General features: G+C 52.0%; 12 protein-coding genes. 4 read left to right on the top strand and 8 right to left on the bottom strand.

The annotated features are described in order from the left end of the window. Positions 1-3: 3 nt before the first annotated feature. Genes RAC65_RS05705 through RAC65_RS05690 form a run of 4 tightly spaced genes read right to left on the bottom strand, consistent with a single transcriptional unit; the run spans position 4 to position 4,475 of the window. Positions 4-2,589, bottom strand: a complete 2,586-nt coding sequence (locus RAC65_RS05705; RefSeq protein WP_375096487.1) for a fimbrial outer membrane usher protein — start codon at positions 2,587-2,589, stop codon at positions 4-6. Then, entirely contained in the window at positions 2,540-3,316 is a 777-nt protein-coding gene (locus RAC65_RS05700) for a fimbria/pilus periplasmic chaperone (protein ID WP_253274986.1), read from the bottom strand. Before RAC65_RS05700 ends, RAC65_RS05705 begins: the two co-directional genes overlap by 50 nt. Before the next feature lie 41 nt (positions 3,317-3,357). Then, a complete protein-coding gene (locus RAC65_RS05695; RefSeq protein ID WP_054687907.1) occupies positions 3,358-3,897 on the bottom strand; it encodes a fimbrial protein in 540 nt (179 codons plus the stop codon). Between the two features lie 23 nt (positions 3,898-3,920). Next, a complete protein-coding gene (locus RAC65_RS05690; RefSeq protein ID WP_283787202.1) occupies positions 3,921-4,475 on the bottom strand; it encodes a LuxR family transcriptional regulator in 555 nt (184 codons plus the stop codon). Between the two features lie 858 nt (positions 4,476-5,333). On the opposite strand from RAC65_RS05690, the gene RAC65_RS05685 reads away from it, so the two are divergent. The 3 genes from RAC65_RS05685 to RAC65_RS05675 all read left to right on the top strand — a co-directional run bounded on the left by RAC65_RS05685 (position 5,334) and on the right by RAC65_RS05675 (position 7,630). Next, entirely contained in the window at positions 5,334-5,597 is a 264-nt protein-coding gene (locus tag RAC65_RS05685) for a hypothetical protein (RefSeq protein ID WP_375096486.1), read from the top strand. Between the two features lie 114 nt (positions 5,598-5,711). Continuing rightward, the gene (locus tag RAC65_RS05680; protein ID WP_375096485.1) at positions 5,712-6,911 is read left to right on the top strand and encodes an FAD-dependent oxidoreductase; all 1,200 of its coding nucleotides are present in this window, start codon (positions 5,712-5,714) and stop codon (positions 6,909-6,911) included. Positions 6,912-7,066: 155 nt separating this feature from the next. Next, the gene (locus RAC65_RS05675; protein WP_375096484.1) at positions 7,067-7,630 is read left to right on the top strand and encodes a TetR/AcrR family transcriptional regulator; all 564 of its coding nucleotides are present in this window, start codon (positions 7,067-7,069) and stop codon (positions 7,628-7,630) included. A 4-nt stretch (positions 7,631-7,634) separates the two neighbouring features. On the opposite strand, the gene RAC65_RS05670 is transcribed toward RAC65_RS05675, so the two are convergent. The 4 genes from RAC65_RS05670 to RAC65_RS05655 all read right to left on the bottom strand — a co-directional run bounded on the left by RAC65_RS05670 (position 7,635) and on the right by RAC65_RS05655 (position 14,169). Next, the gene (locus RAC65_RS05670; protein WP_375096483.1) at positions 7,635-8,213 is read right to left on the bottom strand and encodes a TetR/AcrR family transcriptional regulator; all 579 of its coding nucleotides are present in this window, start codon (positions 8,211-8,213) and stop codon (positions 7,635-7,637) included. A gap of 214 nt (positions 8,214-8,427) precedes the next feature. Next, entirely contained in the window at positions 8,428-9,858 is a 1,431-nt protein-coding gene (locus tag RAC65_RS05665; protein WP_375096482.1) for an efflux transporter outer membrane subunit, read from the bottom strand. After that, positions 9,858-13,019 carry an efflux RND transporter permease subunit gene (locus tag RAC65_RS05660; RefSeq protein ID WP_375094325.1) on the bottom strand — a complete coding sequence of 1,054 codons (3,162 nt, stop codon included), beginning with the start codon at positions 13,017-13,019 and terminating at the stop codon, positions 9,858-9,860. The genes RAC65_RS05665 and RAC65_RS05660 overlap by 1 nt, the downstream gene beginning before the upstream one ends. A gap of 1 nt (position 13,020) precedes the next feature. Further along, on the bottom strand, positions 13,021-14,169 hold the full coding sequence (locus RAC65_RS05655; RefSeq protein ID WP_058708840.1) for an efflux RND transporter periplasmic adaptor subunit: 1,149 nt from the start codon (positions 14,167-14,169) through the stop codon (positions 13,021-13,023). A gap of 710 nt (positions 14,170-14,879) precedes the next feature. On the opposite strand from RAC65_RS05655, the gene RAC65_RS05650 reads away from it, so the two are divergent. Next, positions 14,880-16,160, top strand: a complete 1,281-nt coding sequence (locus RAC65_RS05650; protein WP_375096481.1) for an MFS transporter — start codon at positions 14,880-14,882, stop codon at positions 16,158-16,160. The last annotated feature ends 8 nt before the right edge of the window (positions 16,161-16,168 follow it).

The raw sequence follows: 16,168 nt of genomic DNA, 5'->3' as shown, positions 1-16,168 counted from the left end.
GCGCTACTCCTTATTACATAAGCCGGGAAGCTGGATCAGGTGATCGTCTTGCTTTCCGGTAATTTGATAATTCACAAGACAGGTTTGTTGACCATCGTTATCCCAACTGACTTTAAGTGTGCCGGAGTCGTGGGGGACCCGCGCATAAAGCTGGCCGCCCTGGCCGACGACACCAATGACGGTGTTGTCGGCATCACGAACTTCAGCGCCCATCGGGGGCGCTTCCCCTTCGTTACTGGTGAGCGAGATCAAGACTGCTTTGCCTTTAATGGTGGCGAAATTTACCCGTACAACAGCCCCCGCATAGGGAACGACACGTTGACTACCACCGGTCAGTTCGGCATCAGCATTCATATCCAGCGTGTCCAGGCTGATGTTATTTTCGCGGTAGGCACTGAGCGAAGGCAAAATGGCATAGCCGAAGCGATCGATGACAGCTCCCTGACCATTACGCACCAGCGCGCCCTGTGCGCCATCGGCCTCAACCAGAGCGAACGTCTCACTGCTGTACGGGCCAAGTGTGATGCCGCCCCGATGAAGCACCACGGTGCCAGATGCTCCCAACCCAGCCTGGCGATAGTCTTCGCCCTGGCCATAATTCGCACGAAAAGCCCCCAGACGCGTATTCTGCTGAACGTTCCCGCCAAAGTTCAGTGCGTGTCCGCTGTTGCCATCGCCATTGCGAGAATGCTCGCTGCCGCCATAGACAGAATAAGACACATCATTGTTGTCACCCGCCGCGCCTGACAGGGACAGGGATGAGCTACGTGTTTGTTTTGACTGGTTATAGTAACAGGAGACAGAAGAGGTGTTGTTCCAGTCCAGAGGCATTGAGATATTAAAGGAGAAGGTATTTTCGGTATAACGTTGTGCGCGAGAGTCATCCTGCCGGTTGAAGAGATCCAGGTCGGATCGCGTCGTATTCCATGTCGTGCGCTGGCGTGCGACGTTGAAGCCGTAACTGATCTTTTTCCAGTTGTTGTTATAGCCAAGCTGCAACTGAGTGATGCGGGATTTATTGTTGTAGTAATCGGCTGTGCTGGCGCTCAGGCTGAACATACCGACGTTATCAAATGACTGCCCCAGGGTTGCGGATAACCGGTTACGCTGGTTCATCGAATCGGAATAGTAGCTGATGCCTGTCTCATTCTGCCTTCTGACGCCCAAAACGTCCTGCAGATCGCGGAAACCGCTGGTGGAGTAACGGTAGGCCGCTAATACCAGATTTGTGCCGGTTTCAAAGGTTTTGCTGTAGCTCAGTTCGGCACGCCAGCCGGTCGTTTTTTTATTTTGCTCCACGCGAGCTTGTGAAAAAATGGTGTTTATACCCATAGCTCCGACCGGTGAACCCCATACACCGCCTGCCAGCCATGCCTGATAATCTTTCGCGATGCGTGAACCGGCCGTTGCGGTGAAGCGGTTACTGATGCCGCGCTGCAAGACACCTTCAAAAAAAGTGTTTTCCACACTGTAATACTGACGTACACGTCCCAATGCCAGGCCATATGTCCAGTTTCCAGGACGAACAGAATCCGGGACAGAAGAGTAGGGCACCGTAAAGGTCGATCGCTTCCCGTTAGCTTCAATAACCTCAACTTCCAGGTCTCCCTGACCGCTGGTGTTATACAGGTCGTCAATGACAAAGGGGCCGGGTGGAACGCTTGTCTCATAGACAACGTTATTGAGCTGACGCACGATAACGCGGGCATCGGAAGTCGCCACACCCTGTACTTCTGGCGCATAACCTCGCTTGCCCTGCGGCCACATGCGTTCGTCAGAGGCGAGTTTGATGCCGTTAAACGCAAGGCTGCCGAACAGAGAGTTGCTCGTGTAGTTATCACCTAAAGCAAGCTGACTGTTTATGCCCTCTAAAGGCCGTTGCACCCAGCTTCTGACCTGATTGTATTGATAACGGCTTCCGGCTCGGCTGTTGCGTAAATAACGCAGATTGCCCTGATGACGAAACTGCCACTTTTCCAGATTGGTGCCTGCTGTGATTCCGCTCCATAAATATTCATACCGGTAATTTGACGAGCGGTTTTCCGACCACATGAAGTTGGTGTTGTGACGCAGAAAGAGGGCCGTAACGCCTTCATCCCATTCAGATGTGGGAATGTAGCCGCGGGGAGCACGGTTCAGGCTCGCCAGTGGAAGCATAAAATGCAGACGAAGCGATGACTGATCGAAACGCCAACTGCCCGCCTCTGTCCAGCCGGCTAATGGCTGACAGCGCTCTGTAGGTTGCCCGGCGCGCGGGGTTTTTAATTGCATTAGCGTCACGATATCTTCAGGCAGGCAGGGCTCGACTTCGCCCTCGTCGCTGAATTTCCTGAAGTTAATTTTGACCCCAGATTTAATCATCTTGTTGTTGAGGTAAATATCAACCAGGTAATAGCCTTGGACAATTTCGTTTTGATTGAATTGTTCGATGTTTTTCCCAAATGTCGCCCCTTGAAAAAGCGAGGAGTCGAAATAATATTCTTCGCTACAGACAGAGTAAGAAAAGCAGGCCGACACGGTAAAAGCTATGAGTTTCGGACTAATTAACTTCAACCGTAAAGTTTTCACTGATTTTAGCTCCCTGATCATTAACTGCCGAGACTGAAACCACCCCTGTGCCCTGAAGACGTTTACTATTACTAAACCAGTAAGTCTTTCTGGAGAAAGGAGAGACCATATCCGCCTCTTGTTTTAAAGACTGATTGCCCACTTTTAAAACAACATCCACTAATGACGCGTGCCAGGGCTGCGCGTTGTCAATTTCGATCCCCATCCCCTTATTCGACTGATATAAAGGTGTTATCTTTATGCCTTTAAGAATATTTTTTGGCGCGCCAATACTTTTAGGGCGATAAAAGATCTTCATACGATTACGTAATACCACCAGCATTGCATTCTGCGCTTTATCTTTAGCGATATTTGAAGGTGGGATCTGAAGTGTATTAAACCAGTATACAGATTCACGATCCTGCGGTTGTGATGCGGGATTATTTAATATTACTTTAGCAATCTGACCAGCTTTGGGCTGAATGCGGAATACCGGTGGCGTAATAATGAACGGTGTATTTGCGCGGCTTTCTGGCTGTGAGCTGTCGTCGCCATTATCGAACCAGCTCTGAATAACGTAGGGAACAGCATCATTGTTTTTAAATTGAACATCTATAGAGCGTGCCTGTTCGGGATAGATAATACGACTGCCCATAATTGTCACGCTGGCATTCGTGCAAGGGGCCAATAACAAGGCCGAAAATAATATTGACAAAAATTTTAACGCAATGGCGCGTCTGCGAATAAACATAGACAGGTTCTCAATCATTTATTGTGCACTCCGCTGAATGGGAGTGCACCAGGTAAGAATTACTGATAAGTCACGGCATACTGAAGTGAAGCGCTAACGGTACCTGCAGTAGCGGAGTTAGTAGCATAATATTGTGCAGAATAGGTCGCTGATTTTTCCGTTTCGCCGGGGCTCAGGGTTAAATCACCATTACCGTCGTAGCCTCCGGTTAAATCTATTTCTTTACCTTCCGTGTCCAGCAACTGAACTTCAACGTTTTCAGCACTACCATTGCTTTTCAAATTACCGGTAGTGCTCACGTTGTTACCGATAAAAATAGTGGACACGCGAGTTGAATTTGTTGAACCGGTACAGCCACTGATGGCGACAGTGAAATCCGTCTTACCAGCGATATCTCCGGTTTTAAGCAACTCGTTTACGCCTACGGTTGGCATGAGTACAACCGGTGCACTCTCATTGCCATTCACGCTAACGGAACAGGTTTCATCACTGACTTCACCTTTAAAATTAATAGTGTTAGCTGAATCCGCCAGTGCTTGTCCTGATACCAGCGCTGCACTAATCAACAGAGGTAAGGTCATAGCTTTAGTATTTAACATGATTGTATTTTCCTTTTACATTTTTAACTGGAGAACAACTGATTCAGGCTGCTTCCCGTCTTACGACGCACCGAATCTTTAATGCAGTAGATCTTTTTTACGCCAAGTTGCATTTTTTTTGATATTTCACCCAGAGATAACCCATGATTCACCAGTTCCAAAAAATTAACCTCATCGCTGGTTAACGGATTAACACCTTTTTTCTCACCTCCTTTTAAACCGTAGTAACATGCGTTAATAGATTTTTTAATCTCGGCAATGCCCGTCCCCGGATAAATGACCGTATTGATACTTTTATCCTGCTGTTTCCAGAAGGCTGCTAAGGATGCCAGGCGGCGATCGCAAATCAGAATAATAATTAAACCTGGAGACTTCAGGTAGTCGAGCCAGTTGTGATTAGTAAAGTAGCGAATGTTGTGTGCGGAAAAGTCTACAAAAATGCAACCTTTCATATATAAGCTTTCATAACGGCCAGTGACTACTGACAAAATTCCTTTAACTAAAAAAGAATTCCTTGCTGGCCAGATGGCTACTTTCTGTATCGGACAGCGTTTGATTTCTGCTGTAAGTTCATTCACTAATTCGCATCGATAGCGGCAGCTAAAACAGGAAATCCTTTCTCGTGTAATCCTTCTCATAAGCTGATTCTGATGCTCTTTAAGAAAGGTGAGGTAAACATAGCATCATTAAGCTTTATAACTCAACGCGTTGGAAAGGCGCAGTATATAATATGTGCGGAATAATCCGAAAGAGTTATGTTTCATTTTTGAGCGGTGTCGAAAAGAGATTTTTCTCACAACAGGGCAATTTCATACGAACTGTCAAAGATGGCACTTTTTTCGAAAGTAAGATAATTCCGCGCTTTCCAGGATTTTTCAATTAATTCTTTTTAAACGATCAATAAAATTATCGCACTTTAAGATAAAATCACTTTTCTGGTTAATTTCCTGTTATGGTTATATTTAAATGATAATAAATCATGGTGTAATGTTAAAATCCCTAGTGTTGGTAATTAATAATGCCGAAATTTTGATGTTATATTTATAATTTATGCTTAAATGTTATCTTGATTAATTTTTGCGCAATAATGCACGAGATACGCGATGGGGTTTGATCCATACGTGTTCATTTACAATTGGAGAAGTTTTCTTAAACTTTTTGACATCACTGTAATGTTTCGCCTTCGTTTGTAAGGTATGAGACCATAAATGCAAACTTGATGAAAAGCTATCACAATATTTGGCCTGTCAGATCAATGATAATGAGAAGACAGCATCGCCGTTTTAAGGCCTCGATAAGAAGCTATGTTGCGCTTATGTAAATCGCCTGTAATGGTGTGTTCTGAATTATAAGGCAAAGTTCTGATAACCGCGGGCTATCACACTAAACAATGATAACAATTTGCCGCATCTGCCCGTCAGCGTGACTATGGGGACATGAAGACATATCGTATTAAAGTGGGTTACCACAACCCCTCTCCACTTACATTCATGCAACTGGATGAGCAGCTTGCTGATCACGCTTTTTACAGCGCGCGTACCGATGCTGATAATGGCGGGTTTCGCTATTTCCAGGAATATGAGTATCAGTCTGATTCTGCCGATTATTGTTCAGTGTGTTCCATGGCTTATCATCACGCCTGCCAGGTCCGAAAATGTCCGCTGGTGCTGGTGGAGGTAAAAGAAGATAGCGCCGGATGACAGGCGCTATACATAAAGCCTGTCCGGGACAGGTCGCAGTATCCCTGTACTTCCTCGGTATTCAAATTTTCCCGGCTGGCATACACTGACCACGTATACAACGAGGGCTAAGCGATGCCATCCATCAAACACATAACCTCCGATTGCTGTATTGTCGGTGGTGGCCCGGCAGGTCTGATGCTGGGATATTTATTGTCACGTGCCGGTTTGCAGGTGGTGGTGCTGGAAAAGCACGCTGATTTTCTGCGCGACTTTCGTGGCGATACCATTCATCCCTCCACCCTTCAAATTATGCACCATCTGGGCTTACTTGATGCGCTGCTCACGCTGCCGCATCAGCGCGTCGAAAAACTGCAGGCAGAAATGGGTGGTGAAGAGGTCACGATGGCCGACTTCTCCCGCCTGCCGGTGCGTTGCCGCTTTATTGCCTTTATGCCGCAGTGGGACTTTCTGAATTTCCTGGCGGAGAAAAGCGCGCAGTTTTCAGGTTTTACACTGCTTAAATCGACCGTTTGTCGTCAGTTGATCACCGAGAATGGTCAGGTGTGCGGCGTACTGGCGGAGCAGGCAGGCCAGCCAATGGAAATTCGCGCCCGTCTGGTGGTGGGAGCGGACGGACGGGATTCTGTTATTCGTGCCCAGGCCGGGCTCAGCAGTCAGCATTTCGGCGCACCGCGCGACGTTCTCTGGTTCCACCTCAATAAACAGCCCGACGATCCGCTGACCGGCATGGGCCATACCGGCCCGCGCAACAATTTTATCGTCATTGATCGGGGGGATTACTGGCAGTGTGGTCTTACCATTCCCAAAGGCCAGTTTGAGGCCTTACAGGCGCAGGGGCTGGATGCGCTTAAAGACACTATTGCGGCGGTTTCGCCCTTTGCCGCTTCACGTCTGGCGGAGGTCGACAGTTGGGAAAAACTCAAACTGTTGTCTATCCGGATAGACCGTCTGGATCAGTGGGCAAAACCGGGCGTGCTGTGCATTGGCGATGCGGCGCATGCTATGTCACCGATCGGCGGGGTTGGGGTTAACCTGGCGATTCAGGATGCGGTGGCAGCGGCAAACCTGTTAACGCGACCACTGCGCAGGGGAACGCTGAAGTTAAGCGATCTCCACAAGGTCCAGAAACGCCGTCAGTTTCCTACCGTGGCGACCCAGTTCCTGCAAATTAAAATGAGCAGCAACAAGCCTCGTGCCAGCGGCCAAAGTAAGATGCCCGCCATGATGCGTAAATTCCCGTTTCTGCGCTTCGTATTTGGCCGGCTTATTGGTTTAGGATTCAGAACGGAAAGGCCGAGGGAATGCCGTTGACAGATGCCTGACTGACGGCAGCAGTCGGCGCTAACGCGGCTCAGGCTGTTTCCGTCAGGTCGACTACTAGCAAACGCGCAATTTTCTGCCCGTATGTCATAGCCACAGGCAGTGGCAGACAGTAAAGTCATTTCTTTTATCTTGTAGGTGTTCTGATGAATCGCAGCGAAGAAATTCTTGATGCAGCCGAATACTGCATGCGGCAAAAAGGGTTTTATCAAACCTCCATTCAGAGTATCGCCAGTCAGGCAAATGTCAGCATCGGATTGATTTATAAATATTATAAAAATAAGGAAGCGATCGTTGAAGCGCTGGTCACGAAAGTGGTGCAACGGATGATTGTTTTACTGAAGGCCGACTTCGAGAAAATGGCGGAGTCGGGTAAGCTGACGCATTCGCCCGGGGATACCGCGTCGCCAGAAGTTGAAAAAAGCATTGTGTTGCTGATCGAAATATCATCAGAATCGACCCGGAATGCGCGAGTTCGTCAGATTCTTCATCATGCCTGGCAAGTACTAAAAGACAATTTCATTGTGCAGCAACAGGCGCTTAATCCGGCACTGCAGGCGAATATCATTCATACGCGGTTATATGTGATTTCGCTGGCGATAGACGGCATGATCATTCGTCGCTTCATGAAGCAACGTGATATCGACACCAGCTTTATGTCGTTCTTTGAGACGATTAATCATGACGTCAACCACCCGAACGCCGGGTAATGCATCACAACAGATGACGATCAAGAACGTCGTAAATCCGGCTCAGTTCCCGCTGGTCAGCGCTTTTATCCCCAAACGCACGACAGGCGACGCCATCCACCAGCATCAGCAAAAACTGAATACGGTTGCTGCGCTGTTGTGGGTTTTCGTCGGGCATTTTTTGTCTGAAAAGCCTGTCTAAATCCGTGATCAATAATGTTTCTTCGCGCGCCAGCACGGCGCGCACCGATTCATGACGCGAGGCCTCGGAATACATTTCAAGCAATAAACACCGGTCCTCAGTTGACCAGTCCTGCCAGAACGAAGATGCCGTATCGATAACAGGTGCGATATGGGTCAGACGGGGTAAATGAGTCAGTAAAAACAGCCGCCAGTTTTCTGCGATACTTTTTATGGTTTCACTGACAATCAATTCTTTACTGCTAAAGTAGCGATAGAGTTGACCCGCACCCAAACCGGACTCACGGCTAATATCGGCCATACTTGCACCGTGAAAACCGGAACGACTGAAGCAGTGTTTCGCGGCTGAGATGATCAACTGCTGCCGCTGCTTAAAGAACGTTTCATTATCGGGCTTACTCAAAATATCTCCCGCATACAGACCGGCATGCGGTCCTTTTTATTGACTTATCACGGCATGGTACGCGAGCCATCAGCGCGAAGGAATCGCCGTCACACATTCTGATACAGAATGGCCGTGCATCACGGCCTGCTGGTGTAATGCGTTTAACGCGTAGCCCTGCGATGTGATTACGCGCACCTGAGTGTCCCAGTAAACCCATTCGCCTGTCGGACGCTTATAGCTTCAGTTCAGACTCTTTTAGCGCCGAACCGCCCCCCATCACTTTGTAGAAGGTATTGAGGTTCTGGTAGTACGCCTGCTCCACACTGACCAGACTGGTTCGGGCAGAGTAGAGCGTACGCTGCGCAGTTAGCGCGTTCAGCCAGGTATCCACGCCGCCCTGATAACGCCTGTCTGCCAGTTGGGCGTAAGTCTGTGAGGCCGCCACATTATTACGCTGGCTGCTTAGCTGGTCTTTGATGGTCCCCCGACGGGCCAGAGCATCGGCGACCTCCTGGAAAGCAGTCTGCACTGACTTCTCGTAGGCCGCGACGTAATAGGCTTTTTGCGCTTTAGTGTAATTCAGGTAAGCAACGTTGTAGCCGCCTTTGAAAATGGGAAGGGTAATGCTCGGTGAAAACGACCAAATGCCCACCCCGTTTCTAAACAGCGACGAAAGATCGGCACTGCCGACACCACCGCTGGCGGTCAGTGAAATACTTGGGAAGAAGTTAGCCCGCGCCGCCCCGATGTTGGCATTCGCCGCCTTCAGGTTGTGCTCAGCCTGCAAGACATCAGGACGATTATTCAACACATCCGACGCTATTCCCGCCGGCACATCGCGCAACGCCTGGCCAATCGACTCAAGGTTTTGCGGCAGCAGCCTGTCGGGAACGGTTTTCCCTACCACCACGTCCAGCGCGTTTTTATCCTGCTCCACGAGAGTGGTATAACTGGCCACGTCGGCCTGTGCTGACTGATAGGTGGTTTCCGCAGAAGCCACATCGACCATCGAATCTACGCCGTTTTGCATGCGTTTCCGCGTGACCTCCAGTGACTGCCGCGCATTTTCTGCCGTCTCTTTTGCAATGGCCAGATTGCTGCGATCCGCCGCCAGCTGTAGCCAGTAATTAATGGTGTTATACAGCACCGTCAGGCGCGTACTTCGTGCGCCTTCCAGTGTACCGAGGTAAGTTTCATACTGCTGGCGCGACAGGCTCTGGTTTTTACCAAATAGATCCAGCTCAAATGCGCTGACGCTGCCCTCGGCAGAGTAGGAATTGCCCAGTGCTGTCTGATTGCCTTCCCCGGTCAGTGCGCGAGAACGTGTCCCGCTTACTCCGGCGTTGACTGCCGGGAAGAGATCGGCACGTTGCTCCGCGTATTGCGCATGCGCGGATTCCACGCTCGCCACGGCTTCACGTAAGTCGCGGCTGCTGTCCAGCGCCATCCCGACAACCTGGCGGAGCTGGCTGTCCAGGACATAATCCTGCCAACCGATATCCCGATAATTAACGGTTTTCCTCTCCAGATTGCGATAGGCATCTCCGGTTGGGGTTACCGCATTCACGGCATCCGCAGGGCGATCATAATGCGGATCCAGTGAGACGCATCCTGCAAGAAGGCAGGGTAAGAACAGGGTGAAAAGTTTTGCAGTCATTGTCATTATTCCTTCGCCTTCACCGCTGATTCGGTTGACGGTACATCGTTGTGCGGTCGGCCAGGAAAGACACGGCGCACCAGCACAAAGAACAGCGGGACAAAAAAGATAGCCAGCAGGGTTGCGGTTAAGGTGCCGCCGATAATGCCCGTACCAATGGCGATACGGCTGTTGGCTCCCGCACCCGTGGAGATCGCCAGCGGCAGGACGCCCGCAGTAAACGCCAGCGAGGTCATGATGATGGGACGCAGGCGCAGTGTTGCTGCATGCACCGCCGCGCTGATCAGGCTTTCGCCTTTGCGGTAGTGCTCCTCGGCAAACTCCACGATCAAAATGGCGTTCTTCGCTGAAAGCCCGATAATGGTGAGCAGGGCCACCTGGAAGTAGACATCGTTTTCCAGACCACGCAGTGTAATCGCCAGCAGCGAACCGATAACGCCCAACGGCACCACCAGCATCACCGAGAGCGGCACTGACCAGCTCTCATACAAGGCGGCCAGGCACAGGAAAACGACAATCAGTGAAATGCCATACAGCGACAGTGCCTGATTACCGGCAAGTTTTTCCTGATATGAGAGCCCGCTCCATGAGAACGTGTAGCCAGCTGGCAAGGTCGCGGCGAGTGTTTCCATCGCGGTAATGGCATCACCGGAACTCTTCCCCTCGGCGGCCGATCCCTGAATTTCATAGGCGGCCAGGCCGTTATAACGAGAGAGCACATCCGGACCATAGGACCACCCCGACGAGGCAAAGGACGAGAAGGGCACCATGGTGCTGTTACTGCTGCTGTCGGTACCACGTACATACCATTGTTCGATATCCTCTGGCTTGCTGCGGAACGGTTGATCGCCCTGAATATAGACTTTCTTCACGCGGCCACGGTCGGTGAAGTCATTCACATAACTTCCGCCGATCGCCGCGCTGAGTGTGGTGTTAATATCGCTGATAGTCAGGCCCAGTGACTGTGCTTTGGCATCATCAATGCTGACATCCAGTTGAGGGAGATCTGGCAGGGAGTTGGCACGGACGGCACTGAGTCCCGGATCCTGATTTGCTTTTGCAATCAGCTGGTCACGCATTTTCAGCAGGTTATCGCGAGTGGTGGCACCGCGCGCTTGCAGTTCAAACGTAAAGCCGTTGGACTGACCCAGACCGGAAACGGACGGCGGCGACAGCACAAAGATTCGTGCATCACGGATACGCGACAGCGCCGCCATCGCCCGGCCTGCTATAGCATCGGCACTGTTCTCGCTGCCTTTACGCTCACTCCAGTTCTTCAGCGAGATAAACCCCACCCCTGCATTCTGTCCGCTACCGGCAAAACTGAAGCCATCCACCAGCATGCTCACGTTGACGTTGGCTTTCTCCTGGGTCTCAAAGTACTGCTGTACCTGACGACGGACTTCACGGGTACGATTTTCTGTCGCACCCGGCGCCAGTTGATACTGCACCATGATATAGCCCTGGTCTTCGGTCGGCAGAAAACCGGTCGGCAGGCGCATATAGAGCACGGCACAACCGATCAGCAGCACGCCGTACAGCAACAGATAACGTACGGAACGGTGCATGACATGGCCGACGCCACGTTGATAGCGCGCCTGCACGTTGTCATAGCGGCGGTTAAACCAGCCGAAGAATCCCTTGCTGCCACTGCCGTGAAGATGCGGTTTGAGCAGGGTGGCACAGAGTGCAGGCGTGAGCGTGAGCGCCACAATAACCGACAGCACCATGGAAGAGACAATTGTGATGGAGAACTGACGGTAAATCACGCCCGTTGAACCGCTGAAAAAGGTCATGGGCAGGAACACGGCAGAGAGAACCAGCGCAATCCCGACCAGTGCCCCTGTAATCTCCTTCATGGATTTCTCAGTTGCCTGACGCGGCGGTAATCCCTCTTCGCGCATCACCCGTTCAACGTTTTCAACCACGACGATCGCATCGTCCACCAATAAGCCGATGGCGAGTACCATACCGAACATGGTGAGCGTGTTGATGGAGTAACCGAAGAGGGACAGTACGCCAAAGGTGCCCATGAGCACTACCGGAACGGCTATCGTGGGAATCAACGTCGTGCGAAGGTTTTGCAGGAACACAAACATCACTATCACCACCAGAACCACCGCCTCGATCAGCGTTTTCACGACTTCTTCAATCGAGATTTTGACAAAGTCTGTGCTGTCGAGCGGGTACGCAATTTCGTAGCCGGCAGGCATGCTGCTCCGGAATTCATCAATGGTGGATTTCACCTTTTCGGCGGTAGAGAGTGCGTTGGCCCCCGATGCCAGCTGGATAGCCATACCGGATGCCGGATGGCCGTTTGCCATGACATTGGCACTGTAGTCTTCATCGCCCATTTCTACGCGGGCGACGTCGCTCAGACGTACCACAGAACCATCGGCCTGGCTTTTCAGCACGATGTTGCGGAACTGCTCAGGCGTTTGCAGGCGCGAACGCGAGCGCACAGTCGCGACCAGTTGTTGCGTGTTGCTGGACGGTTGCGCGCCCAACTGCCCCGAAGAGACCTGGGTGTTTTGGCTCTCCAGGGCGGTGGTGATATCCGAAGGCATAAGCGAATACGACGCCAGCTTGCTGGGATCGAGCCAGATACGCATCGCGTACTCGGCACCAAAAACCTGTACGTTACCTACGCCTGTCACGCGCGCCAGCGTGTCTTCCATGTTGCTGACCATATAGTCAGCGACATCGGATGAGCTGCTTTTATTACGCGTATCGTACACCGCCAGAATCAGCAGAAAGTCGCTCTGGGCTTTCTGCACATTCACGCCCTGTGCGGTCACGGCGCTCGGTAAGCGGCTCTCGGCCTGCTGCACCTTATTCTGCACCTGGACCTGGGCAATATCAGGATCGGTGCCCTGTTTAAACGTGACATTAATTTTTACCTGGCCGGTCGAGGCGGTGCTGGTCGAACTGAAATAGAGCAACCCATCCAGTCCGGTGAGCTGTTGCTCAATAACCTGGGTCACGCTGCTTTCCAGCGTTTCCGCCGATGCGCCCGTGTAGGTGGCCTGAATACTGATTTGCGGAGGGGCGACATCGGGATACTGCGCCACCGGCAGACTGACAATACTCAGGATACCGAACAGCATGATGCAAAGGGCGATCACCCAGGCAAAAACGGGCCGCCGAATAAAGAACTGCGCCAACATATCAGTGGCCCTCACTGTTGGCGGCGGTATCGCCCGGCGTCACGTCCACCGCCTTGACGACACTGCCAGGCTGGACTTTCGCGGTGCCTTCAATGATCAGCTTGTCACCCCGGTTAAGTCCCGAGCTAATCAGCCAGTTGTTGCCAATCACGCGATCGGTTACCACATCGCGGCTTTCGACTTTGTTCGCTTTGTCGACCACCAGCGCTGTCGCATTGCCTTTGGCATCACGGGTGATGCCTTGCTGAGGTGCCAGAATGGCATCGCTTTTCACGCCGTTGACAACGCTGGCGCGCACATACATGCCAGGCAACAGTTCATGTTGGGGATTGGGGAAGATCGCGCGCAGTGTGACCGTGCCGGTGGCTTCATCTACCGAGACTTCCGTCAGCTCCAGCTTGCCGGGATGATCGTAGGTCGTACCATCTTCCAGTTTCACCGTCACGGGTACGCCATCTTTGTTCTGCTGCAGTGACGCCTGCTGGCGTCTCAGTTTGAGTAACTGAACGCTGGATTGCGTGAGATCGACATAGATGGGATCCAGTGCACGAATCGTCGCCAGTGCTGTGGTCTGGCTGGCGGTCACCAGTGCGCCGGGCGTCACCGACGAAATACCGATACGACCGCTAATCGGCGCTTTGATTTGGGTATAGTTAAGGTTGATACGCGCACTTTCCACGGCAGCACGGTACTGATCGACGGAGGCGACGTTCTGTTGATAGGTTGCCAGCGCATCATCCGCATCCTGCCGCGACACGCCGTTATCTTTTACCAGCGCCGCATAACGTACGGCTTTCAGTTTACTGCTCTTCACGAGGGCCTGCGCATTCTTCAGTTGCGCGACGGCCTGATCATAGCTGGCCTGATAGCTTGCAGGATCAATCTGATACAGCACCTGTCCGGCTTTCACGTCATCGCCCTCGGTGAACAGGCGCTTCTGGATGATACCGTCAACCTGCGGCCTGACATCCGACGTCATACTGCCGGTGACGCGTCCGGCAAGCTGGCTGGTCAACGTTACCGATGTACTTTGCAACGTTTTCACCCCGACCTCGGTGGTCATGTCTGCATCAGGTTGGTGACCGCTTTGATCGCAACCCACCATGATCAACGCCAGCCCGGCGATCATACTGCGCTGAAAATTTTTCATGAATTACCTTGTAATGAACGTTCATTCTCAGCGCGTAGTTTAATAAATACGCAGAAATTAGTATGTCAGCAAAGCGAAAAGAAGCATGTCCAGAAATGAGCTGCGCCAGCCGCTTACGGCAGACTCTTCTGACTAAACGAAGCGGTGGTTTATTGAAGTTAATAAGAACGCTGGATGGCGAATACGCGTTGTCGTGTGCTTTGCGATTAGTAAGCGTGACGTCGGGTGCTCACTGCACTTTTTCCGCAATCTCCACATCGCAGTGCATCCGGCGTTTTTACAGCCACAGGGTGTCCGGTTTTCGCCACTTAACCCAACCTGTTGTGAAAAGCCGTGCGGTCCTTTTAATGACTATTCCAGCGCGCTGCAAATCGGTGTGGCATAGCCGCGCGAATGATTCCGTCCTGCGCCAGGGTATCCATCGCTTTGCGTACTCTGATGCGTAAAAAAATTCAACGGCGAAAACACTCACGCTTGCCTGACAGGGCGTCTTCATTACGTAGCAATGCCTCACGCACGGCGCTTTTAATCCCCTACGCGAACCGTTTATCCGACGGTATATTGCTGTCGGCACTGCGCGCAGGGCAGGGCAGGGCGCCAGGGTGTGATGTGATTATTTTCGTCCGGGAGACAAAATCGTATCGGCTGAAATTCTATACTCTCACTGTCAACGCCGTACTGATTTTGTATAAATCCCGGAGGAACCCTGAATGGTGACGCCTCTTTCACCCGTAAAACACTCAAAACGCGCTCTGATCGCGGGTGCGGTAGGCAACTTTATCGAATGGTATGAATTTGCCATCTACGGTTTCCTCGCCACCATTATTGCGCACAATTTTTTTCAGCTTCAGGGCGAGTCTGCGCTGAGTGGCCTGATCCTGACCTGGGCGTCCTTTGCCATTGCGTTCTTTTTTCGCCCCCTTGGCGCTCTGGTGTTTGGCCGACTGGGCGATCGCCTGGGCCGCAAGCCTGTCCTGATCACCGTCCTGATATTGATGACGCTGGCGACCACCGCTATCGGGTTAATTCCCACCTATGCGACGGCGGGCATTCTCGCGCCTGTGCTGCTTACGGCACTGCGTATCCTGCAAGGGTTATTTGCCGGCGGCGAATACGGTGGAGCGGTGGCGCTGATAACCGAATTTGCGCCGCGCGGTCAACGTGGACGCTATGGTGCCTGGCAGTCGCTGACCGTGGCGTTTGGCCTGTTGGCTGGCGTGGGGCTGGTGGCGCTGCTGTCCTGGCTGCTCAGCCCGCAGGCGATGCTGGCATGGGGCTGGCGCATTCCGTTTTGGCTGGCGTTACCGCTGGGCCTGGTTGCGCTATGGTTGCGTATGGCAATTACAGAAACGCCGGACTTTGCACGCCAGCAACAACAGCGCGTCAGGGCTGCACCGCGCCAGACGATAAAAATTATTTTCCTGGCGATCGCGCGCGTCATGCTGTGGTCCTCCGCAGGCTATACCTGTCTGGTGATCATGCCCGGCTATTTGCAGTCGGCGCTACATACCGGTATGAATCAGGCGCTGCTGATTGCCGTGATCGCTAATGTGGGCTTCGCATTGACAATTATCCCGGCGGGCATCGTCAGTGATCGCGTTGGTCGGCGTCGTGTCATGGTTAGCGCCAGCGTACTCCTGCTACTTATGGCGATGCCGCTATTGAAAATAGTGCAGGCGGATGGCGTGAGTTTGCTGCTAAAAGCGCTGGTGGTGCTGATAGCGGGGGGACTGGTTGGTTTGCTCGCCGGGCCGGGGCCTGCGATGCTGGCGGAAATGTTTCCAACAACGGTACGTTATACCGGGCTGGGTGTCGCCTATGCGTTATCCAATGCGGTGTTTTCCGGCTGTGCGGGTTTAATTATTACAGGGTTGATTAAGCAGACGGGCAATCTGGATATTCCGGCTTGGTATATGATGGCAACGGCACTGGTTTCCATCCCGGCCCTGATGACACTCAATAAAGACGACCACACGCGGGAGCTGACATAAAGGAAAAA

The sequence above is a fragment of the Pantoea sp. BS_8 genome (assembly GCF_041954965.1).
Taxonomy (GTDB): Bacteria; Pseudomonadota; Gammaproteobacteria; order Enterobacterales; family Enterobacteriaceae; genus Pantoea; species Pantoea stewartii.
The sequence above is the reverse complement of the archived record's forward strand: the minus strand, read 5'-3'. Positions and strand labels throughout refer to the sequence as shown.